Source organism: Microbulbifer sp. YPW1 (assembly GCF_013367775.1).
In the GTDB taxonomy this organism is placed as follows: Bacteria; Pseudomonadota; Gammaproteobacteria; order Pseudomonadales; family Cellvibrionaceae; genus Microbulbifer.
Genome location: NZ_CP055157.1, coordinates 312,995 through 336,937 on the forward strand (window position 1 = coordinate 312,995; position 23,943 = coordinate 336,937).

Consider the following 23,943-nt stretch of genomic DNA (forward strand, 5'->3'; position numbering starts at 1 on the left):
TTTGCCGAAGGATCGTCCTCAGTGCCGTTACAGAGCAACATTTTGTGGCGCAGCCCTGAGAGTTTTGATAGTTTCCTCGCCTTGGTCGCGCTAGCGGCCTGAGGATACAGCCGGCGGTCGCTTAGGCTTTGTGCAGCCTGCTAGGCTTGAATTTGGTTGTAGTGCCCTAATAACTCAGGGCCCGTATTACGAGAGAGGCAATGACTATGCCCAATACTGCTGCGAAATCCGATTCTCTGCACGGCTTCGAGCCCTATCAGGAACAGAAGGGCGAGGAGTACATGAATGAGAAGCAGCAGGAGCATTTCCGCAAGCTGCTGCTGGCCTGGAAGGCCGAACTCATGGCAGAAGTGGATCGCACCGTAACTCACATGAAAGATGAAGCTGCAAACTTCCCTGACCCGGCGGATCGCGCCAGCCAGGAAGAAGAGTTCAGCCTGGAACTGCGCACCCGCGATCGCGAGCGCAAACTGATCAAGAAGATCGACGCCACGATCGAACTGATCGACCAGGAAGATTACGGCTTCTGTGAAGCCTGCGGCGTCGAGATCGGCATCCGCCGCCTGGAAGCACGTCCCACCGCCACCCTGTGCGTGGACTGCAAAACCCTGGCGGAGATCAAGGAAAAGCAGATTTCCGGCTGATCTGCCGTTGCCCGGGCAGCATTTGAGCTGCCCGGCACTCCTTCCCCATCTCGACTGTTTCACCCGATTCCCCGGTTTACGGCATGCCCGAACAATACATCGGCCGCTTTGCCCCCTCGCCCACCGGCCCGCTCCATTTCGGCTCCCTGGTCTGCGCCATAGGCAGCTACCTCGATGCCATCGCCCACGGCGGCCACTGGCTCGTGCGCATGGAAGACCTGGACCCGCCACGGGAAATGCCCGGCGCCGCCGAGCGCATTCTTCACGCGCTGCACGCCCACGGCTTGCACGGCCACGGTGAAACCGTCTGGCAGAGCCACCGCCACCACCTCTACAAGAGCGCGCTGGAACAGCTACAGGCACAACAGCTGATCTACCGCTGCCACTGCACCCGCGAACAGATCCGCCGCGCCGGCGGCCACCGCCGGGAAAACTGCACCGCCACCCAATCCGGCGATGACAGTTACGCCCTGCGCTTTCGCTGCGCCGGCGCACAGGAGACCTTTCACGACCTCTGGCAGGGCGAACAGACCCAGATCGTCGACGAAGACCCGATCCTGAAACGCAAGGACGGCCTCTACGCCTACCAGCTGGCAGTGGTCGTGGACGATATCGCCCAGGGCGTGAATTGCGTGGTGCGGGGAGCCGACCTGCTGGATTGCACCGGCGTACAGAGTCAGTTATTCCGTGCACTGGGGGGCCGGGTTCCCCAGTTCGGACATCTGCCACTGGTGATGAACGAGGGTGGCCAGAAACTCAGCAAGCAGAATCACGCCGCGCCACTGGACGACAAAAAGGCTTCCGCGAATCTGGTTCAGGCACTGGGCTTCCTGGGGTTTCACCCGCTGCCGGGGCTCGAATTAGAACTTCCGGCGCAGATTCTCTCCTGGGCGAGTGCGCGCTGGCAGCGACAAGCCGTGGACCGGCGTAACCGCCTGCTAGCGCAATAGAGATTTCGACAATGCCGACTCAATAGCTTCAATGCTAAGGTGGCGATAGCGGGAACAGCTTTGCGAGACCTTCACCGCCATGGATGGCGGTGCAGAGCCCCCATGGATGGGTTTACGGCGTGTCTCGCAAAGCTGTTCGCGGTAGCGCCACCGCCACTGCGCTTCGATCAGGACCGGCACCAGTAGAACCAGCAAAGAGTTGAACTCTCCCCCAAGCGCGCATTAACATTTTGCGCCGAATTTCTCCCTTTCTGCCTCACCGCAGGACGACCCTACAGGTCCTTAATGAGCAACCGTACCCTGTTAATCCTGCTGGTACTGGTGGGCTATGTATTCAGCCCCACCGTATTCACCTGGATGATCAACCCATCCGGCGCCTGGTATCGCCCCTTCATCCTCTGGTTCGTACTGATCCTGCTGGCGATCTTTATTCAGCGGAGGCGCAAACCCGATGACCTTTGAGATCGTCAACATTGCGCTGATCGGCGTCGCCTATATTTTTGCCCTGTTTTTCGTGGCCTTCGCCACCTCCAAGGGCTGGCTGTCCAGCAACTGGGTAAGACACCCGTTCTTCTACGTGCTCTCACTGGGCGTCTCCCTCAGCGCCTGGACCTACTACGGCATCATCGACCTCGCCTGGCAACACGGCTACGGGGTACTCGCCTACTACCTCGGCACCGGCGCCATGTTCCTGTTCGCACCGGTGGCCCTGGAACCGCTCGCGCGCCTCGCCCAGCGCTACCAGCTCACCTCCCCCGCAGACCTGCTGGTATTCCGCTACCACAGCCGCGAGGCGGGCACCCTGGCCACCCTGTTCATGCTGCTGGGACTGCTGCCACTGATCGCACTGCAGATCCAGGCCGTAGCGGAAACCCTGGCACTGCTATCCCGCGACAATGTGGCGGCACTGGCACTGCCCGCCAGCGGCGTCACCAGCAAAGACCTGATCGCCTTCTTGTACTGTGTGCTGCTCGCGCTGTTTACCAGCACCTATGGTGCATCCGGTAAACGGCGCGCCGGCCTCGCCAGCGCCATGGCCCTGGAATCCCTGGTAAAACTGGTGGCCCTGCTGGCGGTGGGGCTGTACGCGGTATACGGCGTGTTCGGCGGACTCGGCGAGCTCGATCAGTGGCTCGCGCAGAACAACGACATGCAGCAACTGCTCTACTCCCCGATCAAACAGGGTTCTTCTCACACCCTGCTGCTCGTGTTTATCGCCACCGCGGTCGCAATGCCGCATATTTTTTATCTCAGTATTGCGGATCGCCCCGCCACCCAGGGGCTGCGCACTGCCAGCTGGGGCTTCCCCCTGTTCCTGCTGCTGATGGCGTTACCCATCTTCCCCATCATGTGGGCGGGCTTTGCCCTGGATGTGGCGGAACCCGTGCAGTACTTCACCCTTGCGGTGCCCCGCGCCAGCGGCTCGGCAACCCTGACCATCCTCGCCTTTATCGGCGGCCTGTCCGCGGCTACCGGCGCGCTGATCATGATCACCCTGGCGCTGTCCACCATGGTGATGAACCACTGGTTGCTGCCGGGTACCCGCTGGCAGTCCGACGACAACATGTATCGCCAGCTTCTGTGGCTGCGCCGGGCGCTGGTCGCAGCGCTGTTTCTCGCGGGCTTCGGCTTCTACCTGCTGCTCAACAATCGCCTGTCCCTCTCCGACCTGGCCATCATCGCGTTTATCGCCTCGCTGCAGTTCCTGCCTGGCATCTTCGCGGTAATTCACTGGCCTCAGGGCAATCGCCGCGGCTTTATCGGCGGACTGCTGGCGGGCATGCTGATCTGGGCCGCGGGCCTGCTGTTCCCCGCCATGGTGGGCAACAGCGGCATTGCGTTCGGCAGCTACCGGATTCCCCTGGGCATGGAAATCTGGCCGCAGATCACCACCCTGTCACTGTCAGTCAACGTGCTGCTGTTCGTGTGTCTGTCGATATTCACCCGCGCCAGCAGCCTGGAGCGCTACGCCGCGGACCTGTGCAGTGACGACTCCATCAGCCAGGCGCTGCGCCTGGAGCTGGATGTGCAATCCGCCGCCGAATTCCGTATGCGCCTGTCCGAGAGCCTCGGTGCCGCCACCGCAAGCCAGGAAGTCAGCCGCGCCCTGCGACAGCTCAACCTGCCGGAGAACGAGCGGCGGCCGTACGCCCTGCGCCAGCTGCGCGACAAGCTGGAGGCCAACCTGTCCGGTCTGCTGGGGCGGGTGCTGGCAGGGCAGATTGTGGATCGGCACCTGCCGTTCGTTACCAGCGATCAGCCGGCCAACAAAGACATCAACCTGATTGAAACCCGCCTGAGCCGGTACAAAAACCAGCTGACCGGTCTCGCCGCGGAACTGAACAACCTGCGTCTCTATCATCGGCAGATGCTGGAAGAGCTACCCATGGCCGCCTGCTCCCTCGGGCGCGATGGCGAGATCCTGCTGTGGAACTACGCCATGACCGACCTTACCGGGGTCAGCGCCAGTGAGGTTATCGGTTCCAAACCGGAGTACCTGCCGGAACCCTGGCGATCCCTGGTCACCGAATTTGCCGAATCCGCCGATGGCAGTCGTTTCAAGCAACAGGTGGAGATGGATGGCAGCAGCCGCTGGCTCAACCTGCACAAGACACGCCTCAAGCAGCGCACGGGAAAATACGGACGAGAAAATAAAGAAAGCGGTAAAGAAAACCGCAGTGACGGCCAGATGCTGCTGGTGGAAGACATCACCGAGACCCAGGTGCTCGAGCAGGAGCTGATGCACAGCGAACGCCTGGCCTCGGTAGGCCGCCTGGCCGCCGGCGTCGCCCACGAGGTAGGCAATCCGGTTACCGGCATCGCCTGTCTCGCGCAGAACCTGCAGTTTGACTCCGACAATCCCGAGGTCCTCGAGACCGCGGACCAGATCCTGAGCCAGACCCAGCGAATCAGCCGTATCGTCCACTCCCTGGTGAGCTTCTCCCACAGCGGCAACCAGGAAAGCGAAAAGGCCCCGGTAGACCTGCACGCCTGTGTGGAAGAAGCGGTACAGCTCCTGTCCCTGCAGCGAGACAAGACCGAGGTCACCTTCGCCAATCGGGTACCCGAGGATCTCTACGCGCTGGGGGACAACCAGCGACTGATTCAGGTGTTCATCAATCTGCTCAGCAACGCCCGCGATGCCAGTCCGGATGGCGGCAACATCGAAGTAGAGGGTTACATTCGTGCGGGGCTCGCCTGTATCGCGGTCACCGATGACGGACCGGGTATATCCCCCGCTCACCGCGAGCGAATCCTCGAGCCGTTCTTCACCACCAAGGAACCCGGGGAAGGCACCGGCCTGGGGCTGGCAATGGTCTACAGCATCGTGGAGGAGCACGGCGGACAACTGGAACTGGTGAGTCCCGCCCACCCGGAAACCGGACGCGGCGCGCGATTTATCGTGCAATTGCCACTGGAAAGCACCGAGAATGGGGCGATCTCGTGATCTGCCTGTTACCAGCAGACAGCGAATTTGAACATTTTTCAGCCAGATCGGGCTATTTGGGTTGCATAGAAACGCCCAAAAGGTAAAACTTAGCCTCCCCTGAACAATTTGTAACCAGGCGTAACACATGAGCCACATCCTGATCGTAGAAGATGAAGCCATTATCCGTACAGCACTGCGCAAGCTGCTGGAGAGGCACCGCTACAAGATCAGTGAAGCCGGCTCAGTTCGAGAAGCGACCACCAAGTTTCGCATCACGGACATGGACCTGATTATTTCCGACCTGCGCCTGCCCGGCGCTCCCGGCACCGATCTGCTGAAACTTGCTGGTGACGTACCGGTACTGATCATGACCAGCTATGCGAGCCTGCGCTCCGCGGTGGATTCCATGCGTATGGGCGCGGCGGACTACATCGCCAAACCCTTTGATCACGACGAGATGCTGGCCACCGTGCGCCGGGTAATCGGCAAGGCGGAGCAGAATCGTGCCGCCGGTGCCGCCGCCGCAGACAGCAAGGCCGAAGGTCGCGCCATTGCGGGCATGATCGGCGACAGCCCGGTCATGCGCGATCTTTATGCGCGTATCCACAAGGTGGCCCCCACCGACGCCACTGTACTGGTACACGGCGAGACCGGCACCGGTAAGGAACTGGTGGCGCGAGCGATTCACGAAGAGAGTAAACGCAACGGCAAGCCCCTGATCTCGGTGAACTGTGCGGCGATTCCCGAAACCCTGATTGAAGCGGAACTCTTTGGTCACGAAAAAGGCGCCTTTACCGGTGCCCAGACCGCCCGCGAGGGCCTGATTGCCGCCGCCGATGGCGGCACCCTGTTCCTGGATGAGATCGGCGAACTGCCCCTGGAAGCCCAGGCGCGACTGCTGCGGGTCCTGCAGGAGGGCGAAGTACGGCCCATCGGCGCCATCGAATCCCGCAAGGTTAACGTACGGCTGGTTGCGGCAACCCACAGGAACCTCCGCCAGCTATCCGCCGAGCGCAAGTTCCGGGAAGACCTTTATTACCGTATCAATGTGGTCCAGATGACCCTGCCGCCCCTGCGCGAGCGCGGCAAGGATGTGCTGTCCATCTCCGAAAGCCTGCTGAAGAAGTTCTGCGGCAAGATCAACCGCCCTATTTTGAAACTGTCACCGGAGGCGGTCCAGGCGGTAACAACCTACACCTGGCCGGGCAATGTGCGCGAACTGGAGAACGCTATCCAGCGCGCGGTGATTCTCACCGAGGACAGTGACGAGATCGACCATCGCACCCTGGATATCGACCTGGACCTGGTCCCCATAGAGGAAGCCGATCCAGAGCGTCGTCCGCGCAGTAACAGCCTGCACGCCGATCCCCGCGAAGACCTGTCACTGGAAGATTACTTTGCCCGCTTCGTCCTCGAACACCAGGAAACCATGAGCGAGACCGAGTTGGCCAAGAAGCTGGGTGTGAGCCGAAAATGCCTGTGGGAGCGCCGCCAGAAGCTCGGCATCCCGCGCAAGAAGGCCAAGCGCGTCGCCGAAGCCTGACCCCACGCCGAAATCTCAAAAAAAAGCCCGGACAGTAACCGCTGCCCGGGCTTTTTTATGTCCGGCACTGCCGCCCCCGCCAGACCGGCCCCTACCGCGCCCAGCACAAGCACCCGACAGGGCTTTTCGGCAAGGTAACGACACGCGGGTAGCGCCGCCCCACAAGGTTCCCACATTCCGTCACCGCCCCACGGGAAAGCAAAAATCCATTGAAAATCAACAGCTTGCATTGACATCCGGGGGTCGAAAGGTGACCTGATGTGCGTGAGCACCGGAGCGGAAATTGGTAACAAGTGAAAGTGTTACCCCCTCTCACAGTGGAGTAACAACTGCCGCGCTATGCGTAACGGAAATCTGTATTTACACGACACAAAAAAGTTCCTCAAAAAGTTAACTTATTGATTTTTAAGAACTTTTTAAAGTTGGCACGCTATCTGCTTTGTATAGGTCAAACAACAAGAACAGCCAAGAATAAAAATAAATGACTGTTTAAGCCCTAATAACAACTGACAATAAGTGGGCGCAACACAATAAGAATAATGAGAACGGGCAGATCGACAATAAAAACCAAAGTGATCGATGCCGGAGCAAAAATTGAGCAATAAAAATAATAAGGCTCAGAACAACAATAAAAATAAACAAAAAGTACTAAAAATAACGACTAATAATAAAAATAAACAATAAGAATAAAGAGAAATAACAAAAACAATAACTTGTAGAAGACAACAAAAATAACGACAAGCACGTGACAAACTGACTGATTGTGCCTGGGAAAGGGTTTGCTGAAAAGCAAATTGATAGCGCAAGGATGCCGCTGCCTTCATACCAAATAAGAATAATTCCCTTCTTTTCTTTGTTTTATTCAATGTATGCACACCGTTTGCTGGCCCCCGCAAGGAGCGGGACCGGCAGCTGTGCATTGCTGTGTGTTAGAATCCGCCTCCACAATAGTCCGGAATCACGTCCTCTCGGTGCGCCCCCGGATCAACACAGCGGCCCAATGACAATCGGGCTGCGGATAACACAGTAAGCCGTATGTTCAATTCCCTGATCAGCAGTATCAAACGCTGGCACAGCAAGCCCAAAGCCACAGACAAGGCATCCGCCAGTGAAGCCAGCTCCGGCGGGGGCAAGCCGCCGCAAAAGCGGGGCCGCAAATCGCGCCCCAGCCCGAGTAGATCCCGGGTCGTCGTTCCCCGCAGCGATCACAACCTTTCGCGACGGGACGTCAGCCGTGCAGCACTCACGGTCATGAAGCGCCTGCAGGAAGCCGGGTTCGAGGCCTATATTGTGGGCGGCGGTGTACGCGACCTGCTACTGGGTGGCCACCCCAAAGATTTTGACGTCGCCACCGACGCCACTCCGGAACAGGCCAAGCAGCTGTTCCGCGGCGCCCGTATCGTCGGCCGTCGCTTCCGCATCCTGCACGCCCGCATTGGCCGCGAGGTCATTGAGGTCACCACCTTCCGCGGCCACCACAGTGATGGCGAGGCCCATGAAGCCCAGCAATCCGAGCACGGCATGCTGCTGCGGGACAACGTCTACGGCGACCTGGAAAGTGATGCAGTGCGTCGCGACTTCACCGTCAACGCGCTCTACTACACCACCAACGGGTTCGAAATCCACGACTACACCGGCGGCATCGAAGATATCGAGCAGCGCCGGATCCGGATGATCGGCGACCCGGAGACCCGCTACAAAGAAGACCCGGTGCGCATGTTGCGCGCGGTGCGCTTTGCCGCCAAGCTGGACTTCGATATCGAGCCCGCCACGGCCGCACCACTCGAGGAGCTGGCGCCGCTGCTGCGCAACATTGCCCCCGCGCGCCTGTTTGACGAGGTGCTCAAGCTACTGATGAGCGGCCACGGTGTGCGCACCTTCGAACTGATGTGCGAGCACCACCTGTGGCCGCACCTGTTCCCGGACAATGCCAGCCAGCTGGATAACCCGGAGGCCCTCGCCCTTACCCGTTTGGCCCTGCGCAACACCGACCAGCGGATTCGCAACGACCAGCGGGTAACCCCGGCCTTCCTGTATGCAGCGTTGCTGTGGCCAGCGGTGAATTCCGAGCAAAAGTTCCTGATCGACAAAGGCATCCCGCCGGTACCGGCGCTGGCCCAGGCCGCACAGAAGATCACCAGTAACCAGCTGGTGCACACCGCTGTTCCCAAACGCTTCTCCATGCCAATGCGGGAAATCTGGGACATGCAGTCCCGCCTGCCCCGCCGCGGTGGCGAGCGCGCCTTCCGCCTGATGGAAATGCCGCGTTTCCGCGCCGCTTACGACTTCCTGTTGCTGCGTGAGGAAAGTGGCGAGATCCCCGCGGGACTCGGCCAATGGTGGACCGACTTCCAGCAGGCCGACGAAGAGCTGCGTCAAAAGATGGTCCAGGATGTTCCGCGCAACGGTCCGCGCGGAGGCAAAGGCCGCGGGCGACGCAATCGCAGCGGGCGCAACCGGAACCGCAACAAGCGCCCAAACAACGGTGCGGAACACCCATCAAATTGAGCGGAATTCACAAGTGAATCGCTGTTATATTGGCCTCGGTAGCAACCTGCAGGATCCGGCGGCACAACTGCGCAGTGCGCTGGAGCAGATGAAGGCAATCCCGGATACGACTCTGCTCGACTGCTCTGACCTGTACAGCAGTGCGCCGATCGGTCCCGGACAGCAACCGGACTATGTCAACGCCGTCGCCAGTCTGGACACCGGCCTGGCGCCTGAAGATTTGCTGGACTCGCTGCAGGCAATCGAGAACCGCCACGGCCGCGAGCGGACCCTGCGCTGGGGCGCGCGAACCCTGGACCTGGATATTCTCCTGTTCGGTACCCGACAACTGGATACCGCGCGCCTGCAAGTGCCGCACCCGCGTATGGCAGAGCGCAATTTTGTACTGGAACCACTGGCGCAACTGGCCCCGGACCTGACCATGCCCGACGGCACGCCTTTGCAGGCGCTGCTGGCCCAGTGCCCACCCAATCGATTACACCGCCTGTAATCAGGGAAAAGAAAAGGAGTATCCCCGGTGACAAGACTTCCCACATCCGACGCTACTTCTGGCGACAATTACAGTGCAGAAAATATCGCCCAGGAACTGGATCTGGAAGGCAGGACACTACCGCGTTTTATTGCTGTGGAAGGCAATATCGGTGTCGGCAAGACCACTCTCGCCAAGAAGCTCGCGGCCACCTTCAACTACGACACCCTGCTGGAACTGCCGGAAGAGAATCCGTTCCTGGAGCGCTTTTATCGCGACCCGAAGAGCGCCGCGCTACCCACCCAGCTGCACTTCCTGCTACAGCGCTCGCAACAAATTCAGGCGCTGCGCCAGGACGATATGTTCAAGCCAGTACGAGTGGCTGACTTCCTGATTGAAAAAGATCACCTGTTTGCAGAAGTCACCCTGGACAGCGATGAATTGCAGCTGTATCAGCAGGTTTACCAGCACCTCACCCTGGAGGCGCCGAAGCCGGACCTGGTGATTTACCTGCAGGCGCCACTGAATGTGCTGCAGGAGCGCATCCACAAACGCGGCATCGCGTCCGAGCGCAGCATCAGCAACGAATACCTGTCGACCCTCAACGAGGCCTATACCAATTTCTTCCACTACTACGACCAGGCCCCGCTGCTGATCGTCAACTGTGCGGAGATCGATATCGTCGACCAGCAGAAAGATTACCTGCAGCTGGTGGAGTACCTGCTGAACGTCAACAGCGGACGCCACTACTACAATCCCGGCAAGTGACCGGTTCAGTGCCAGATCCCTGCCCCCAAGAATTCCCGGGTTGAGAACCCGCAACGTGAGTCATTGCCATGCCCTACGCCCCCGTTGAGCTGACCAAACCGATTACCGTACAGACCCTGCGCAAGATGAAGGCCGATGGAGAAAAGTTTATCTGCGTCGCCCTCTACGATGCGCCCATGGCCGCTATGGCCCAGAAAACCGGTGTTGAAACCGTGCTGATCGGCGACTCCCTGGGGATGACCGTACTCGGCTATGACAGCACCATCCCCGTCACCATGGAACAGATGATCTACCACGTGGAGGCCGTGGCCCGGGGCAACAAGCGATCCCTGATCATGGGCGACCTGCCGTTTATGACCTACGCCACCCCGGAGCAGGCACTGACCAACGCCACCCGCATCATGCAGGCCGGTGCGCACATGGTGAAAATTGAGGGCGGCGCCTGGCTCGCCCCAACGGTGAAAATGCTCACCGAGCGCGGCATCCCGGTATGCGCCCACCTTGGCCTGACGCCGCAATCGGTGCACAAGCTGGGCGGTTTCCGGGTTCAAGGCCGGGACGACGACCGCGCCGGTGAAATCCTCGACGACGCCGTGCAGCTGGATGAGGCAGGTGCAGACCTGCTGGTGCTGGAGTGCGTGCCCAGCGACCTGGGTAAGCGTATTACCGACACGGTTACCATGCCCACCATCGGCATCGGCGCCGGCCCCCACACCGACGCCCAGGTACTGGTGATTAACGACATACTTGGCCTCACCGAGAAGCCGCCCAAATTCTCCAAGAACTTCCTGCAGGAAGCCGGGGACATTCCAGGCGCCCTGCGTAAATACGCGGAAGATGTGAAAAATGGCACCTTCCCGGATGATGCACACAGCTTCAGCTGAGTGTGCTCGACAAATCCCAACGACCTGGCACTCGGCACAGCAAAAGCGCCCCGGCAGTAGAGACTGAGAAGTAGGATGGAATTCAATACCCTGATCGAGAATGCGAAAGATACCGCCAAGGTAACCATTCCCGGAGGCTGGACCCAGGGGCGCGCCACCTTCGGCGGCCTCGCCGCAGCGCTGCTCTATCAGCCCATGGAAGCTGCCCTGGAAGCCGCAACCCAGGGCGCCATAGCGGAAACCCCGCTGCGCTCAATGACCATTTCATTTGTCGCGCCGGCAGCAGCTGGCGAACTGGACACACGCTCCCGCGTGCTGCGCGCAGGCCGCTCGGCGGTGCAGATCGAGGCCCACGCCAGCCAGGGCGACCAGATAGTAACCGCAGCCCTTGCCAGCTTCGGCAAACCGCGACAATCCACGATTGCGGTTTCCCCGGATGCCGCGCCACAGTTCCGCGCACCGGACGAATGTGAAGCCCTGCCCTATATCGAAGGGCTGGTGCCGGAATTTACCCAACATTTCGACTACCGCCTGGCCGCAGGTGCCTTCCCGTTCAGTGGCAGCAGTGAACCCCATCTGGGTGGCTGGATCCGCTTTCGCGAATCCGCAGGCCCGGTCACCACCGCCCACCTGCTGGCACTGATCGACGCCTGGCCCCCGGCAGTATTGTCGATGCTGAAAGACCTGGCCGCCGCCAGCTCACTCACCTGGACCCTGGAAATGATGCCCACGGCCCACCGCGTAAAAGCCGAGCGCAGCGCAGACAGCGGCGACTGGTGGCAGTATCTGGCGGAAGTGGAGCAGGCGGAAGACGGTTACGGTGCGATTCGCGCACGGCTGTGGGATGCCGATGGCCGGCTGATGGCCCTGTCCCGGCAGACGGTTACGGTATTTGGCTGACGGTCAGAGCCACTTTTTCCAGCGAAAAACCACCAGCTGGACGGCCACGGTTACCGCCAGTAACGCACAGAAAATCAGGAATGCACGGGGATTTTCCGAGCCGGGAATTCCCCCCACATTGACCCCCAGCAGGCCGGTAAAGAAACCCAGCGGCAGGAAGATCGCCGCGATAATGGAAAGCACATACATGCGACTGTTGAGCTGCTCGGAGATGCGGCTCATCAGCTCTTCCTGGGTCACCGCCGCGCGCTCCCGCACCGCATCGATATCCTCAATATGCCGCAGCAGGCGGTCGCTCACTTCCCGCAGCTGCAAGCGCTCGGGCTCGCCGATCCAGTCCAGCTTTTCCACCATCAGGCGCGCCAGCGCCTCCCGCTGTGGGGAGAGGTAACGGCGCAGGGTAATGGTCTGCTTGCGCAACAGCGCCAGGTCGAGGCGCAGGCTGCCGCTGGCTCCGGCCACCACCCGATCTTCCAGCTCGTCGATGGTGTCCTCGAAGGTATCCACGGTATCGCTCATACGCCACACCAACAGATCCGCCAATTCCACCACCAGCGCCGAACAGTTGCGCGGTCCGCGGCCACTCTCCAGTTGCTGACACAGGTCGTTCACCGACAATAACTGCCGCTTGCGGGTACTGATCACCCGGTGTTCCTCCGCCCAAAGACGGATCGAAACCATATCTTCCGGCTGAGATTCCGGATTCAGGTTGACCCCGCGCAGGGCGATCAACAGGCCGTCGCCGATACCGGTGGTACGTGGGCGAGTTTCCTCGGTAAGCAGGGCATCGGCCACCAGCGGATCCAGCTGTGCCGCGCCACCAATCCATGCCCGGGCACCGGGGTCGCTGTAGTCCAGGTGCAGCCACAGCTTTCCCTGCTCGGGTGCCCAGGCCTCCACTTCGGGCCAGCCAATACGACGCCCGCGACCGCGGCCGTCCAACAGATAGGCGTGAATCAATCCGGATTGCATGGGAACGTCTCCGCGGTCGAGGCCAGACACCGGCAGAAATAAGGAAAACTCAGCGGCTCAGGGTCAGGCTGGCACGCGCACTTTCACCGGCGCCCAGCTGCCAGCTGTTGGCGAAGGCATTGCCGTGTTCCACGCACACAAAGCCGTGGTAGTGCTCGCCGATATCGCCAATGGTGGCCGCCAACTCCGCCCCCGGATTCCAGGTGATCACCGTATGGCAATTTTCACTGTGCGCGGTGATCGGGTTGGGGGTAACAATTTTCTGACTGGCTGGCGCCTGCTCGAATACCCGATCCACTTCGCCACCAAAGGTCTGCGGGCCTTCGAGGGTATCGCGGGCAAATCCAAGGGTCTTGTCCAGGTAACTCACACCGGAAAGCCCCTCGACCTCGACCTCGGCCACGTCTGCCACCGCGAAGTAACTGTGCAACGCCCAGCTGTATTCCGCAGCCGTGTCGGCGGTATTGGTCAGCTCGAGATCAAAGGTGAGCGATTTGCCGAGGCCGACTTTCAGCAGACACTCGAAACTGGCGGCGAAAAGGTCATCCCCCGGGTGCTGGAAACGAAACGTCAGTACAACCGTGCCGTCCGCCTGCTCTTCAGTGCCGGCGATCTCCCACAATTGGGTGCGTACCAGACCGTGTTTGGGTTTGCTGGGGTCACTGCGGTTTTCTCCGAACCACGGCAGGCACAGCGGTACACCGCCGCGCACCGCGGTTCCGGCTTTGAAAGTGGCACTCGGGCTCAACCACAACAGTGGCGCGCGGCCCTGTGCGGTGAACTCCAGCACCTGCGCGCCCTGCAGGGATATCACTGCGCGACACAGACCGGTTTCCACCAGCAGTAGATCCTGACCGGGTTTGTTGTACAGGGCACCGCTGTCGGTGCGGGTGAGATATTGGGTGAGGTGGTCGAATGCTGCCACGGAACGAAACTCCCTTTCCCTGATGCCATTTTTCTTGAAATTGTTGAGAGGGTCGGCCGCGGACGCGCCCCACCCGAATGGGATACTACTCTGCCTTTTCGATCTGCAGCCAGTCAAACCCTTCCTGCTGACAGGCAAAAATACAGTTGGCAGCGCGGGCGGCGGCATCAGCGAGTGCCGCACGCGCCAGCTCCAGACTGTTGTTCTTCTCACTGATATGCGCCACGACAAGGTGCTGCAGGTGATCACTTCCCACCCGCTGCAGGAAACCAGCAGCCTGCTGGTTGCTCAGGTGTCCATAGGCACCACCGACCCGTCGCTTGAGCGAGGGCGGGTAAGGCCCCTGGGCAAGCATTTGCGGGTCGTGGTTGGCCTCAAGCACCAGAGCGTCGCAGTCGCTGTAGTGAGACTCCACATGGGGAGTGATGGTCCCCAAATCGGTCAATAACCCCAGGCTACTGCCGCGGCTGCGGAACACAAACTGCGCCGCCTCGCGGGCATCGTGCGGCACCGCCACCGGCGTCACCTGGATATCCCCCACGGCGAATGGCTGGTGCCCCTCAATCAGGTGCACCTCCGGCAACTTGCCCACATCCCGCGCACGCAGGGTGCCAGGGGTGAGGTATACCGGCAGGCGATACTTGCGCGCCAGTGGGCCGACACCGCCCAGGTGATCGCTGTGTTCGTGTGTGACGAGGATCGCGGAGAGATCCGCGGGAGAGACACCGAGCCGCGCCATGCGCCGCTCGGTTTCCTTGATGGTGAAACCGCAGTCCACCAGAAGACAGTGGTCGCCGGAGGCGACCAGAGTGCCATTGCCCTTGCTGCCACTACCCAGGGAGGCAAATCTGATCGCCATGTACGCTATCCGATACTCTACTTGCGATGCTGACCGAGAGACCCGGTCAGATCAGGTTCTGACGGATAGCCATCAGCAATTCAGATGTCTTGGCGCGAGACAGCGGCAGGCCGCGGGTATTGCGGATACGCACCTCAATGGCATCGTCTACACCGCGCAATACCACCAGGTAACCCGGAATATTGCTGTTGGGAGCGCCACCCAGGCCCTGCATATTTGCAAACAGGGCGGGCTCGACATTGGCGCTCGTATCGATATTCGCCAGTACCTGTTGCAGGCTGTAGGCATCCGCCGACTGGGCCAGTTTGTCCTCGCCTTTGCCGGAGCCCCAGCTGGAGAACCAGCCACCCTCTTCGTCTTCCGCCAGCTCGCGCTCCGGATCGTAGGTTACATAGAAGACCCGGATATCCGCGTCTTCCTTGTGCAGCCGGTAGGCACCGGTGTTCAGTGCGTGGCTCACCGTTGCCCAGGCGCGGCTCATGGACAGGCCCAGAGCGATGAACGGCTCTTTGCCCGCCGGCTCCATCACCTGCACCTTGACCTTGCCACCACCGATTGCCTGTGCCACCAGGGATGCCGCCGCACCGCTGGATTCCGCCGCCAGCGCACCGGACATCTCGTCGATCATCCAGCCCTCGCGCTCCGGGCTAGAGGACTGCGCCGGCCAGTTCACCGCACCGCCAACCTGTGCATCCAGGGGAACCGCGAGATGCCTGACGTGAATTTCAGTGGTATCTGGTTGAACTCCGGATTCCACTTGCAGGCGGTATTTGTCTTTGGTCTCGGGAGAGTCCCCGAAGGTAAGCCAGGTCGTTTCCATGGTACCGGCGCCCGCATCAGACAAGGCCAGCTGCAGTCCGGTGGTACGCAGGAAATAATGCAGCTGCGGCCAGACCTCATCCGGCGGCTGGTTCACCAGCACCCAGCGGCGATTGCCCAGCTTCTGGATCTTCACCCTATCCAGGCCGACGTTGACCGACAGCGCCTGAGGACGCGGCACCACGAATTCGCCGCGGTCCACTTCAGCGCTGACCTGCGGTACTTCGTAGAGCTCTTCCTGTTGTTTCACGGAAACACCTTCGGGCACCTGCAGCGGAGGCAGGCTGTCCGCCAGCTGATAGTCGTCACCGCGGTCGCGGAAATAACCGTCCTTGCCAAAGATGCCACAGCCACTCAGGGTGGTAACCGCAGCGCACAGCAGGGCTCCGGCGGTAAGTTTTGTCATTATTGGTACCTTGTCGAATCAATCCCGATCGCATTTGTCCTGGTACGGTAATGGCCAGTTGGCCGGGGCAAAAAGCCCATGGTTACCGCGAAGTTTTCTGCCTGTCAGAGCACACCCGCACTGCGCAGTGCGTCGCGCACTACAGCGTGGTGCTCGGGTGACAGAGCGGTGAGCGGCAGGCGAATACCGCTGTCGATGCGACCCATTTCTTTCAGCGCCCATTTCACCGGTATGGGGTTGGACTCCACAAACAGCGTTTTGTGCAATACATCGATGCGCTGGTTGATCGCGCGCGCGGTTTCCGCGTCGCCGGCCAGTGCCGCTTCGCACATCTGCGCCACCGCAGCGGGGGCGACATTGGCGGTAACACTGATATTGCCGTGGCCGCCCAGAAGCATCAGTTCTATGGCGGTAGCGTCATCTCCGGAGTAGACCGCAAAGTCTTCCGGCACCCGTTCAATGACCTCGCGCGCCCGCTCGAGGTCGCCAGTGGCTTCCTTGATGCCCACGATATTGCTCACCGCGGACAGGCGCTGCACGGTCTCCGGTAACATGTCTACCGCGGTGCGCCCCGGCACATTGTAGAGGATCTGGGGAATATCAACGGCTTTGGCCACTGCCAGGAAATGCTGGTACAGCCCTTCCTGAGTGGGCTTGTTGTAGTAGGGGGTCACCAGCAGACAAGCATCGGCGCCACATTTGGCGGCAGTTGCAGTCAGCTCGATGGCTTCGGTGGTGGAATTAGCGCCGGTACCGGCGATCACCGGGATACGTCCAGCAACCTGGTCCACCACGCGGCGAATGACTTCCAGGTGTTCATGCACGTCGAGAGTCGCCGATTCACCAGTGGTGCCTACCGCCACCAGCGCCCGGGTGCCCTGCTCTATGTGCCACTCCACCAGCTCGTGCAGCTTGTCCCAGTCGAGGCTACCATCTGCATACATGGGTGTGGCCAGCGCCACCATACTGCCGGAAATCATTGCAACTCCTTCTCCAGCCGACCCAGTCGCCGGCCTGTACCGCCAAAAATTGAATGCGGTATGTTACTGAGCGTGCCAGTTCGATGCCAGCGCAAAAAAGCCATCCCGCCACATCACATCAAACAGGCTATTTTTTGATCAAACCTTGCGCTTTTTACGGCGCTTCTTGCGCGCCGGGTAAAAACTCGCCTCGCCCTCGGGGCGCGTCTTGAAGCGACGGTGTACCCACATGTACTGCGAGGGGTTCTCGCGCATGCGCGCCTCCACAAACTGATTGACCAGCACCGCGTCTTTCAGTTCGTCGCCTGACGGAATTTCCTCGATCGGCGGATACACTTTTACGTGGTAAACGCCCTTCTCTTCCAGGCGGGTCACCGTGTAGGGCACCACCTGCGCACGCCCCACCCGCGCAAATCGCGAAGTGCCGGTAACCGTCGCCGTGGGGATGCCGAACAGGGGCGCGAACACTCCCTGCTTGATGCCGTAATCCTGGTCCGGTGCATACCACACCGCACGCCCCTTTTGCAGGGCCCGCAGCATGCCGCGCACATCTTTACGCTGCAGTACGTTGGAACTCTCCCCGTGGCGCTCGCGGCCTTTGCGCTGCATATAGTCGTAGACGGGATTCTTATGGGGCCGGTACATGCCATCCACGGGATGACTCATGCTCATAAACGCGGCACCGATTTCCAGGGTGGTGAAATGCATCGCCATCATCACCACTCCCTGTCCGCGGCTGTGCGCATCCTGCAGGTATTCCAGCCCCTCGATGGTAAAGCGTTTGCGCAGCCAGGTGCTGGAGCGAAACCAGGCCATACCGGTTTCCATCAGCGCTATGCCGTTAGAGGCAAAGTTGCGGCGCAGCAGTTGTTCGCGCTTGTGCGCAGAGAGCTCGGGGAAGCACAGTGCCAGATTGCGCGCGGCGATTTCCCGGCGACTGGAGGCAAAGCGCAGCATCAGCTTGCCGACAACGCGGCCGATTGATATTTGCCAGCGGTAAGGTAATTGCGCCACCAGATACCAGAGCCCGAACAGCGACCAGGTCAGCCAGTAACGCGGGTGTAACAGGGCGACACGAAAATGTGGTTTTTCCATAGATTGCGGACAACAGCGATCGGCGAGTGGGGATCCGGAGGCCTGGGCGCCCGGAAGAAAACGGCGCATTATAGCCGCGCCCGCCGTTCGGAGGTACTCCCCCGGCGTCCAGCTATCCACGATACCGCCGCTGTCCCTGCAAAGGCCTACTGGCCGGCAGTTCCCGTTACTGATTGACCGCAGTGCGGCTAGTGCCTCAGCAGGGCGTCCAGCTCATCCACAACCTCACACCAGTCGGAATCCTCGACAATGGCATCGTGCAGAAACTTGCGCTGACTGTCGCTCCAGAACTCGGCTTTGGCCAGCTTCTCCTCCCCGGCCAGGTGATGCCGGGAGAGGAAGTCCTCTATCGCGGTGTCATCTGATCCCAGGCCCAACTGGGCAAAAAGCTCATTCAGCGTGTGGTGACCGGTCTCCATACAACCTCCCATTTGCGCAATTTCATGCGGACTTGTGGCGGCGCCCCGTAGAACAGGCACGCCTCGGCAATCTGACGCGCCTTGTCGGCAGGGCGCGCAACACTACCTGTGAGTATAGATAGTCGTGCAGATTCCGGCGCCAGATAACGCGTAGGACGAACGGGATCAGGTCACACGACCCTTCACCACCATGCCTGACGTCACCGACTCAGATTTCAAGGGGCGGGGTTGGGGTTTTGACGATGAATATCTTCTATCGCCGCCAGTTGATCCTCACTCAACGCGATTTCGGCGCTGGCAATATTGCTCTTTAGCTGCGCCATGGTGGTAGCGCCGATGATATTGGACGTCACAAATGGCTGCTGGGTAACGAAGGCCAGGGCCATCTGCGCGGGATCGAGACCGAACTCGCGGGCAAGGTTCACATATTGCTCGGTGGCGGATACCGCGCGCTCGCCGGTGTAACGCTGGAAACGCTCGAACAGGGTCAGGCGTGCGCCCGCAGGCCGGGCACCATCAAGATATTTGCCACTGAGGGTGCCAAATGCCAGCGGTGAATAGGCCAACAGACCACACTGCTCGCGAATCGCCATCTCAGCCAATCCCACCTCGAAGGTGCGGTTCAGCAAGTTGTAGGGGTTCTGGATGGAGGCAACCCGTGGCTTGTTGCCATGGGCGGCGAGCCGCAGGTAACGGTGCATACCCCAGGGCGTTTCATTGGACAGACCGATGTGGCGCACCTTGCCGGCCGCTACCAGCTCCTGCAGGGCAGACAGGGTTTCACTGATATCCACACCGTCATCGTCGCCGTGCTGGTAGCCGAGTTTGCCGAAGAAGTTGGACTGTCGCTCGGGCCAGTGCACCTGATATAGGTCGATATAATCGGTTTTCAGTCGCGACAGGGAGTCGTCACAGGCCCTGAGGATCTGCGCGCGATCGAGACGGGGACCGCCGCGAATATGCCCCACTCCGGAATTGGCAGCACCGCGCCCCGTGACCTTGCTCGCCAAAATAACCTCTGCGCGCTTGCCCCGTTTCTGCAGCCAGTTACCGATAATTTCTTCGGTAGCACCGTAGGTCTCCGGCTTTGGCGGCACCGGATACATTTCGGCACAATCAATAAAATTGACTCCCTGTCCCAGTGCGTAATCCAACTGTTCGAACGCTTCCACCTCGCTGTTCTGCTCTCCGAACGTCATGGTGCCAAGACAGATCTTGCTGACCTCAATATCGGTTTTGCCGAGCTTGCGATACTCCATTTGAACTCCCCCTGAAAATGGTCGTGCAGATTTTGTCTCGCATTATGCAGCGCCCCTGCACACGCGCCAACCGCACCCCAACTTATTTCACGGTTAGTTTCATCCACCAAAATACCCAGGGGTTCCGTAGCGCATTGGCGTTAATACAAGGATGGCGACCGCAGATGCGACGATAAACAGGCCTGTGCCGACAATCCAGGTAGTTTCACTGCGGGAGCAGATCAGGATCAAAAGTAAAGCAGCGAGGACCAGATCTTCCACGTTGGTTGGATCGAAATAACCGATATCAAATAGAAGTACGTTGATGAAGTAGCCGATAATAAAATACACCGCGAGACAGGCAAGCGCCCAGCGGCCATTAAACAGAAATCGATGAAAGGCATCACCGCGGTTTTCCACGCGCAATCCATCCCCAGAAGTTGCGAGACTTTCTGACGAGCTTTCGGGGACTATCAGACGTCCCGCTACACACAGTACCAGAGTTAACCCGACCAACAGGCCAAATTCCAGAGCGGTCCACTCGCGCTGTATCTGATGCAACTCAAATGCGGCCCACAATAATTGATATTGCCAGGCCAGCACGAGCATCACCCAGACAAAAGTCAGCCAGTGCATTGGTCGGTATTCTCGCTGACGAAAAGCCCGCACCAGATCCCCCAGCATGGTTGTCAGTGCCAGCGCGACAACCACCAGAAGAAAGCTGATGACATACTCAAAAATGCTCATTATTGACCACCCGTTCTCTTGAAGTGATCCAGCCGGACCAATCACGGGTCCATTAAAGGGTCGCAGGGATCAAATCGCGAATAATGTTTTCCCTCACAGAAAAAAATGAGCACAAGTGGCTTGAGAAACAATCCTCGGGCCATTGCAAAACACCGTTTTGCAAATTTCACGTATAAAAAAACCGGCCATAAATGGCCGGTTTTTTAAGTACTATCAAGAATTACTGAAACTTGGCTTCCACCAGCGGACTGGTATCTGCCTCGTAATCGACACCGTCGACGCCGAAGCCAAACAGTTTCAGGAAGTCGTCACTGTAGCCCTTGTAATCGGTGAGCTGGAACAGGTTTTCCTCGGTCACTTCCGGCCAAAGTTTTTCGATCTTGGCCTGGGTTTCCGGGCGCAGCTCCTTGTCGTCCATACGGAAGCGGTTGGTATCATCCAATCGCGGCGTATCGGTGTACAGGCCTTCTGTGTAGAGTCGGTACAGCTGCTCGATACAACCCTCGTGAGTACCCTCTTCCTTCATCACCTTGTAAACAAGGGAAATGTACAGCGGCATTACCGGGATAGCAGAGCTTGACTGGGTCACCAGGGCTTTCAGTACCGCCACATTGGCGCTGGCGTTACCGCTGTCACTGATGGCCTTGGCCGCGCGGTCCAGGTCTTCTTTCGCTTTGCCGATGGTGGCGTGGCCGTAGATCGGCCAGGTCAGCTTCTCGCCGATGTAGGTGTAGGCCACGGTCTTGCAATCGTCGGCAAGTACACCGGCGTCGCCCAGGGCTTTCATCCACAGTTCCCAGTCTTCGCCACCCATGACTTTAACGGTAGCGGCGATTTCTTCTTCATTGGCCGGGTCGACACTGATGTCGGAGATTTCCAGCTTGTCGGTATTGAGGTTCTTGGCGGTGTAGGACTTGCCGATAGGCTTCAGCACGGAGCTGTACAGTTCACCGGTCTCCGGATCGGTACGACGAGGAGAGGCCAGGCTGTAGATCACCAGGTCGATTTTGCCGAGATCCTGCTTGATCAGGTCGATGGCCTTGGCCTTGATCTCATTGGAGAAGGCGTCACCGTTGATGCTTTTTGCGTACAGGCCAGCCTTGTGCGCTTCCTCTTCAAATGCTGCGGAATTGTAGTAACCGGCTGAAGCAGTGCGCTTTTCAGTGGGCGGCTTTTCAAAGAAGACACCGAGGGTTTTGGCTCCGCAACCGAAGGCGGCAGTAATACGGGAAGCCAGACCGTAACCGGTGGAAGCGCCAACCACGAGGACGTTTTTCGGGCCATCTTCAATGGCGGGCTGGGACTTGATGTATTCGATCTGCTCGCGCACGTTGGCGGCACAGCCCTGCGGGTGGGCATTGGTGCAGATGAATCCGCGTACTTTCGGCTTGATGATCATGCCGGGCTCTCTCCGTTGGGTGATTCTTCGGTCTTGTCTTGGGGCACGGTCAATCGACTGACCGGCCATTAAAGCGCCACATTCTAATGGGTGTTGGAGGTAACGCCCATAGTGACAGGTCACGGTTGAGGAGATTGGTGGCCAGAATTTCCGGGGTGGCGGCCAGTTTAGCCAAGCCGAACACTCAGCCCCTGCCCCAGGTCAGTGCAAGATGCATAAAAAACGCACATAAATGACCGAATCAATCGAAAACAGTCACCCACAAACAAGTGCCCGCCACCGCTGTAGGCAGCGGCCCAGACGTTGAATCACAAGTCACAAATCCCTAACACTCGTTGGCACACTTAATGCAAAACCCGCGGTGAGACCGCGAGGAAACGCGGCGCTCTTTAATTTTCCAGGGAAATGCAGCGAGGTAAATTCCCATGAAGTACTACTCACGTCATTTCGTTAAACCCGGCGATCTGAATCCAGCGCAACGCCTCTTCGGTGGCCAGGCACTGGCGTGGATAGATGAGGAAGCAGCTATTTTCGCGGGGTGCCAGATGGGCACCGCCAATATCGTGACCAAGCTGATGTCGGAGATCGATTTTGTCAGCTCTGCCGTCTGCGGCGACATTGTGGAATTCGGGTTTGAGGTAACGGCAATTGGCCGCACCTCCCTCACCGTGCACTGCGAAATGCGCAACAAGCAGACCCGGGAACTGATTGTGCGCGTTGAACGGATTGTCTTCGTATCTCTGGATGCAGAGGGAAAGCCCACGCCGCATAAAAAGGCGGGAATGACAGTGCCCGAAGCCGCCAACTCCTCCTCTGAGCCGAGCAAGCTGGCCAGCTAATTCACATCCAGTCCCAATAAAATAAAAAAAGCCTGTGGGGGCTCCCCACAGGCTTTTTTACTGGAACCGCTAGCTGAGCGTTATCGCAACAGCAGCAGCGGCTGGTTGGTACCCAGCAACATTTTTGCGGTCACGCTTCCCAGCAACAGATCGCGTAATTTGCTGTGACTGAAAGCGCCCATTACCGTCAGATCGATCTCGTGCTCCTGCTGGTAGGCAATCAGTGCCTCCACCGTCTTGCCCCGCAGATTCGCACTGGTCACCGAAACCCCACCGTGACTCAACGCCTCCGCGCCCTCGGCAAGCACCGACTCGGCACCGTCTCCCACGTAAACCAGGTGACACTCTGTCTCTTTCAGCAGCGGACTGGTCGCCACCATATCCAGCGCCTTGCGCGCGGCCTCACTGCCGTCGTAGGCAAGCATGATCGAACGCGGCGCCTTGAACTCCCGGTTTACCACCAGAATCGGCTTGTGCAGGGAACGCACCACTGACTCCAGCTGCGCCCCCAGACCGCGATCCGCCTCACCGTGCTCCTCCCCGCGAATCCCCAGCACCAGAACCCGGATATGATCCTCCAGCTCCACCAGAGACTCGATCAGGCTGCCGTGGCGCTGGCAGGTAACCACCCGCTCCGCCCCGGCACCAAGCGCGCGCTCCCGCGCCCCCTCCAGCATCTGCCGCCCCTGCTCCAGCAACAGCTTCGAGCGCTGCTGCTCCAGGGTAGTCAGCTCCTCCAGCAGCTCCTCCTGGCTACCCAGACCAATACTGCCGCTCAGGTCCGCCACTGCTGGTGTGGAGACGCGTTCGATATTGTGCAGAAGTTTGATGGGGGCGCCGGTGCGGCTGGCAATCCAGGCGGCGTAATCACACACCGCGCCGGTGTAGTGGGATCCGTCGATGCAGGCAAGTACTAGGGGATCTTTTTGTTCGGTCATTTATTATTTTCTCTCTGTCGCTATCCAACTTAATAAACTACGAAGCGAGGTGCTTGCTTACGGAGTGAAGGGATCAGGGAGAAGCCGAAATGCTGGGTGGAAGTTTTTGAAACCGTCGGCGACACGGAAGTCGCCGCCGGAACCCGATACGACCGCCATGGATGGCGGAAGTGCAGAAAATGCATGGATGCAATTTTCTGCCAGGGATGTA

The 23,943-nt window shown here is 59.5% G+C and carries 22 protein-coding genes; 11 read left to right on the plus strand and 11 right to left on the minus strand.

The genetic code is table 11. The annotated features are described in order from the left end of the window. The first annotated feature begins 206 nt into the window (after positions 1–206). The 10 genes from dksA to HUW35_RS01500 all read left to right on the plus strand — a co-directional run bounded on the left by dksA (position 207) and on the right by HUW35_RS01500 (position 12,096). Entirely contained in the window at positions 207–644 is a 438-nt protein-coding gene (dksA, locus tag HUW35_RS01455) for an RNA polymerase-binding protein DksA (RefSeq protein WP_078083412.1), read from the plus strand. A gap of 83 nt (positions 645–727) precedes the next feature. Next, positions 728–1,594, plus strand: a complete 867-nt coding sequence (gene gluQRS, locus HUW35_RS01460) for a tRNA glutamyl-Q(34) synthetase GluQRS (protein WP_181253943.1) — start codon at positions 728–730, stop codon at positions 1,592–1,594. A 285-nt stretch (positions 1,595–1,879) separates the two neighbouring features. After that, positions 1,880–2,056, plus strand: a complete 177-nt coding sequence (locus tag HUW35_RS01465; RefSeq protein ID WP_010130964.1) for a hypothetical protein — start codon at positions 1,880–1,882, stop codon at positions 2,054–2,056. Next, entirely contained in the window at positions 2,046–5,042 is a 2,997-nt protein-coding gene (locus tag HUW35_RS01470; RefSeq protein WP_181253944.1) for an ATP-binding protein, read from the plus strand. The genes HUW35_RS01465 and HUW35_RS01470 overlap by 11 nt, the downstream gene beginning before the upstream one ends. A gap of 127 nt (positions 5,043–5,169) precedes the next feature. Further along, on the plus strand, positions 5,170–6,567 hold the full coding sequence (locus tag HUW35_RS01475; RefSeq protein ID WP_181253945.1) for a sigma-54 dependent transcriptional regulator: 1,398 nt from the start codon (positions 5,170–5,172) through the stop codon (positions 6,565–6,567). A gap of 1,035 nt (positions 6,568–7,602) precedes the next feature. Beyond that, the gene (gene pcnB / locus HUW35_RS01480; RefSeq protein ID WP_181253946.1) at positions 7,603–9,075 is read left to right on the plus strand and encodes a polynucleotide adenylyltransferase PcnB; all 1,473 of its coding nucleotides are present in this window, start codon (positions 7,603–7,605) and stop codon (positions 9,073–9,075) included. A gap of 13 nt (positions 9,076–9,088) precedes the next feature. Beyond that, positions 9,089–9,565: a 2-amino-4-hydroxy-6-hydroxymethyldihydropteridine diphosphokinase gene (folK, locus tag HUW35_RS01485; RefSeq protein ID WP_181253947.1), complete on the plus strand. Its 477-nt coding sequence runs from the start codon at positions 9,089–9,091 to the stop codon at positions 9,563–9,565. Between the two features lie 84 nt (positions 9,566–9,649). Beyond that, positions 9,650–10,312, plus strand: coding sequence for a deoxynucleoside kinase (locus tag HUW35_RS01490; protein WP_181255410.1), 663 nt, complete (start codon positions 9,650–9,652; stop codon positions 10,310–10,312). A gap of 68 nt (positions 10,313–10,380) precedes the next feature. Then, complete coding sequence (panB, locus tag HUW35_RS01495) at positions 10,381–11,196, plus strand: 3-methyl-2-oxobutanoate hydroxymethyltransferase (RefSeq protein ID WP_181253948.1); 816 nt, start codon at positions 10,381–10,383, stop codon at positions 11,194–11,196. Between the two features lie 75 nt (positions 11,197–11,271). Next, positions 11,272–12,096 carry a thioesterase family protein gene (locus HUW35_RS01500; protein WP_181253949.1) on the plus strand — a complete coding sequence of 275 codons (825 nt, stop codon included), beginning with the start codon at positions 11,272–11,274 and terminating at the stop codon, positions 12,094–12,096. 3 nt (positions 12,097–12,099) lie between these two features. On the opposite strand, the gene zntB is transcribed toward HUW35_RS01500, so the two are convergent. From zntB to fabV, 10 genes are all read right to left on the minus strand, one after another. Further along, on the minus strand, positions 12,100–13,068 hold the full coding sequence (gene zntB, locus HUW35_RS01505; protein WP_181253950.1) for a zinc transporter ZntB: 969 nt from the start codon (positions 13,066–13,068) through the stop codon (positions 12,100–12,102). A gap of 49 nt (positions 13,069–13,117) precedes the next feature. Beyond that, positions 13,118–13,993 carry a D-hexose-6-phosphate mutarotase gene (locus HUW35_RS01510; protein ID WP_181253951.1) on the minus strand — a complete coding sequence of 292 codons (876 nt, stop codon included), beginning with the start codon at positions 13,991–13,993 and terminating at the stop codon, positions 13,118–13,120. Positions 13,994–14,078: 85 nt separating this feature from the next. Further along, a complete protein-coding gene (locus tag HUW35_RS01515; RefSeq protein ID WP_181253952.1) occupies positions 14,079–14,852 on the minus strand; it encodes an MBL fold metallo-hydrolase in 774 nt (257 codons plus the stop codon). 46 nt (positions 14,853–14,898) lie between these two features. Beyond that, positions 14,899–16,077 carry an outer membrane protein assembly factor BamC gene (gene bamC / locus HUW35_RS01520; RefSeq protein ID WP_181253953.1) on the minus strand — a complete coding sequence of 393 codons (1,179 nt, stop codon included), beginning with the start codon at positions 16,075–16,077 and terminating at the stop codon, positions 14,899–14,901. 104 nt (positions 16,078–16,181) lie between these two features. Further along, on the minus strand, positions 16,182–17,057 hold the full coding sequence (gene dapA, locus HUW35_RS01525) for a 4-hydroxy-tetrahydrodipicolinate synthase (protein ID WP_181253954.1): 876 nt from the start codon (positions 17,055–17,057) through the stop codon (positions 16,182–16,184). 138 nt (positions 17,058–17,195) lie between these two features. Continuing rightward, positions 17,196–18,152, minus strand: a complete 957-nt coding sequence (gene lpxL / locus HUW35_RS01530; RefSeq protein WP_181253955.1) for an LpxL/LpxP family Kdo(2)-lipid IV(A) lauroyl/palmitoleoyl acyltransferase — start codon at positions 18,150–18,152, stop codon at positions 17,196–17,198. Positions 18,153–18,340: 188 nt separating this feature from the next. Further along, complete coding sequence (locus HUW35_RS01535; RefSeq protein ID WP_181253956.1) at positions 18,341–18,571, minus strand: DUF2789 domain-containing protein; 231 nt, start codon at positions 18,569–18,571, stop codon at positions 18,341–18,343. Positions 18,572–18,786: 215 nt separating this feature from the next. Further along, entirely contained in the window at positions 18,787–19,830 is a 1,044-nt protein-coding gene (locus tag HUW35_RS01540) for an NADP(H)-dependent aldo-keto reductase (protein WP_181253957.1), read from the minus strand. Between the two features lie 99 nt (positions 19,831–19,929). After that, positions 19,930–20,556: a hypothetical protein gene (locus HUW35_RS01545; protein WP_181253958.1), complete on the minus strand. Its 627-nt coding sequence runs from the start codon at positions 20,554–20,556 to the stop codon at positions 19,930–19,932. A 220-nt stretch (positions 20,557–20,776) separates the two neighbouring features. After that, entirely contained in the window at positions 20,777–21,955 is a 1,179-nt protein-coding gene (fabV, locus tag HUW35_RS01550) for an enoyl-ACP reductase FabV (RefSeq protein ID WP_181253959.1), read from the minus strand. A gap of 425 nt (positions 21,956–22,380) precedes the next feature. Between fabV and HUW35_RS01555 the strand changes: the two genes are divergently transcribed. After that, a complete protein-coding gene (locus tag HUW35_RS01555) occupies positions 22,381–22,794 on the plus strand; it encodes an acyl-CoA thioesterase (RefSeq protein ID WP_078083907.1) in 414 nt (137 codons plus the stop codon). An 80-nt stretch (positions 22,795–22,874) separates the two neighbouring features. Here the strand turns inward: HUW35_RS01555 and HUW35_RS01560 are convergent, their stop codons facing one another. Continuing rightward, on the minus strand, positions 22,875–23,732 hold the full coding sequence (locus HUW35_RS01560) for a universal stress protein (protein WP_181253960.1): 858 nt from the start codon (positions 23,730–23,732) through the stop codon (positions 22,875–22,877). Positions 23,733–23,943 lie beyond the last annotated feature (211 nt).

What these genes read in the sequence shown, in the direction of transcription:
- dksA (WP_078083412.1), top strand. Translation starts at nt 207, where the DNA reads ATGCCCAATACTGCTGCGAAATCCGATTCTCTGCACGGCTTCGAGCCC.
- gluQRS (WP_181253943.1), top strand. Translation starts at nt 728, where the DNA reads ATGCCCGAACAATACATCGGCCGCTTTGCCCCCTCGCCCACCGGCCCG.
- HUW35_RS01465 (WP_010130964.1), top strand. Translation starts at nt 1,880, where the DNA reads ATGAGCAACCGTACCCTGTTAATCCTGCTGGTACTGGTGGGCTATGTA.
- HUW35_RS01470 (WP_181253944.1), top strand. Translation starts at nt 2,046, where the DNA reads ATGACCTTTGAGATCGTCAACATTGCGCTGATCGGCGTCGCCTATATT.
- HUW35_RS01475 (WP_181253945.1), top strand. Translation starts at nt 5,170, where the DNA reads ATGAGCCACATCCTGATCGTAGAAGATGAAGCCATTATCCGTACAGCA.
- pcnB (WP_181253946.1), top strand. Translation starts at nt 7,603, where the DNA reads ATGTTCAATTCCCTGATCAGCAGTATCAAACGCTGGCACAGCAAGCCC.
- panB (WP_181253948.1), top strand. Translation starts at nt 10,381, where the DNA reads ATGCCCTACGCCCCCGTTGAGCTGACCAAACCGATTACCGTACAGACC.
- HUW35_RS01500 (WP_181253949.1), top strand. Translation starts at nt 11,272, where the DNA reads ATGGAATTCAATACCCTGATCGAGAATGCGAAAGATACCGCCAAGGTA.
- zntB (WP_181253950.1), bottom strand. Translation starts at nt 13,068, where the DNA reads ATGCAATCCGGATTGATTCACGCCTATCTGTTGGACGGCCGCGGTCGC.
- HUW35_RS01515 (WP_181253952.1), bottom strand. Translation starts at nt 14,852, where the DNA reads ATGGCGATCAGATTTGCCTCCCTGGGTAGTGGCAGCAAGGGCAATGGC.
- bamC (WP_181253953.1), bottom strand. Translation starts at nt 16,077, where the DNA reads ATGACAAAACTTACCGCCGGAGCCCTGCTGTGCGCTGCGGTTACCACC.
- dapA (WP_181253954.1), bottom strand. Translation starts at nt 17,057, where the DNA reads ATGATTTCCGGCAGTATGGTGGCGCTGGCCACACCCATGTATGCAGAT.
- lpxL (WP_181253955.1), bottom strand. Translation starts at nt 18,152, where the DNA reads ATGGAAAAACCACATTTTCGTGTCGCCCTGTTACACCCGCGTTACTGG.
- HUW35_RS01535 (WP_181253956.1), bottom strand. Translation starts at nt 18,571, where the DNA reads ATGGAGACCGGTCACCACACGCTGAATGAGCTTTTTGCCCAGTTGGGC.
- HUW35_RS01540 (WP_181253957.1), bottom strand. Translation starts at nt 19,830, where the DNA reads ATGGAGTATCGCAAGCTCGGCAAAACCGATATTGAGGTCAGCAAGATC.
- HUW35_RS01545 (WP_181253958.1), bottom strand. Translation starts at nt 20,556, where the DNA reads ATGAGCATTTTTGAGTATGTCATCAGCTTTCTTCTGGTGGTTGTCGCG.
- fabV (WP_181253959.1), bottom strand. Translation starts at nt 21,955, where the DNA reads ATGATCATCAAGCCGAAAGTACGCGGATTCATCTGCACCAATGCCCAC.
- HUW35_RS01555 (WP_078083907.1), top strand. Translation starts at nt 22,381, where the DNA reads ATGAAGTACTACTCACGTCATTTCGTTAAACCCGGCGATCTGAATCCA.
- HUW35_RS01560 (WP_181253960.1), bottom strand. Translation starts at nt 23,732, where the DNA reads ATGACCGAACAAAAAGATCCCCTAGTACTTGCCTGCATCGACGGATCC.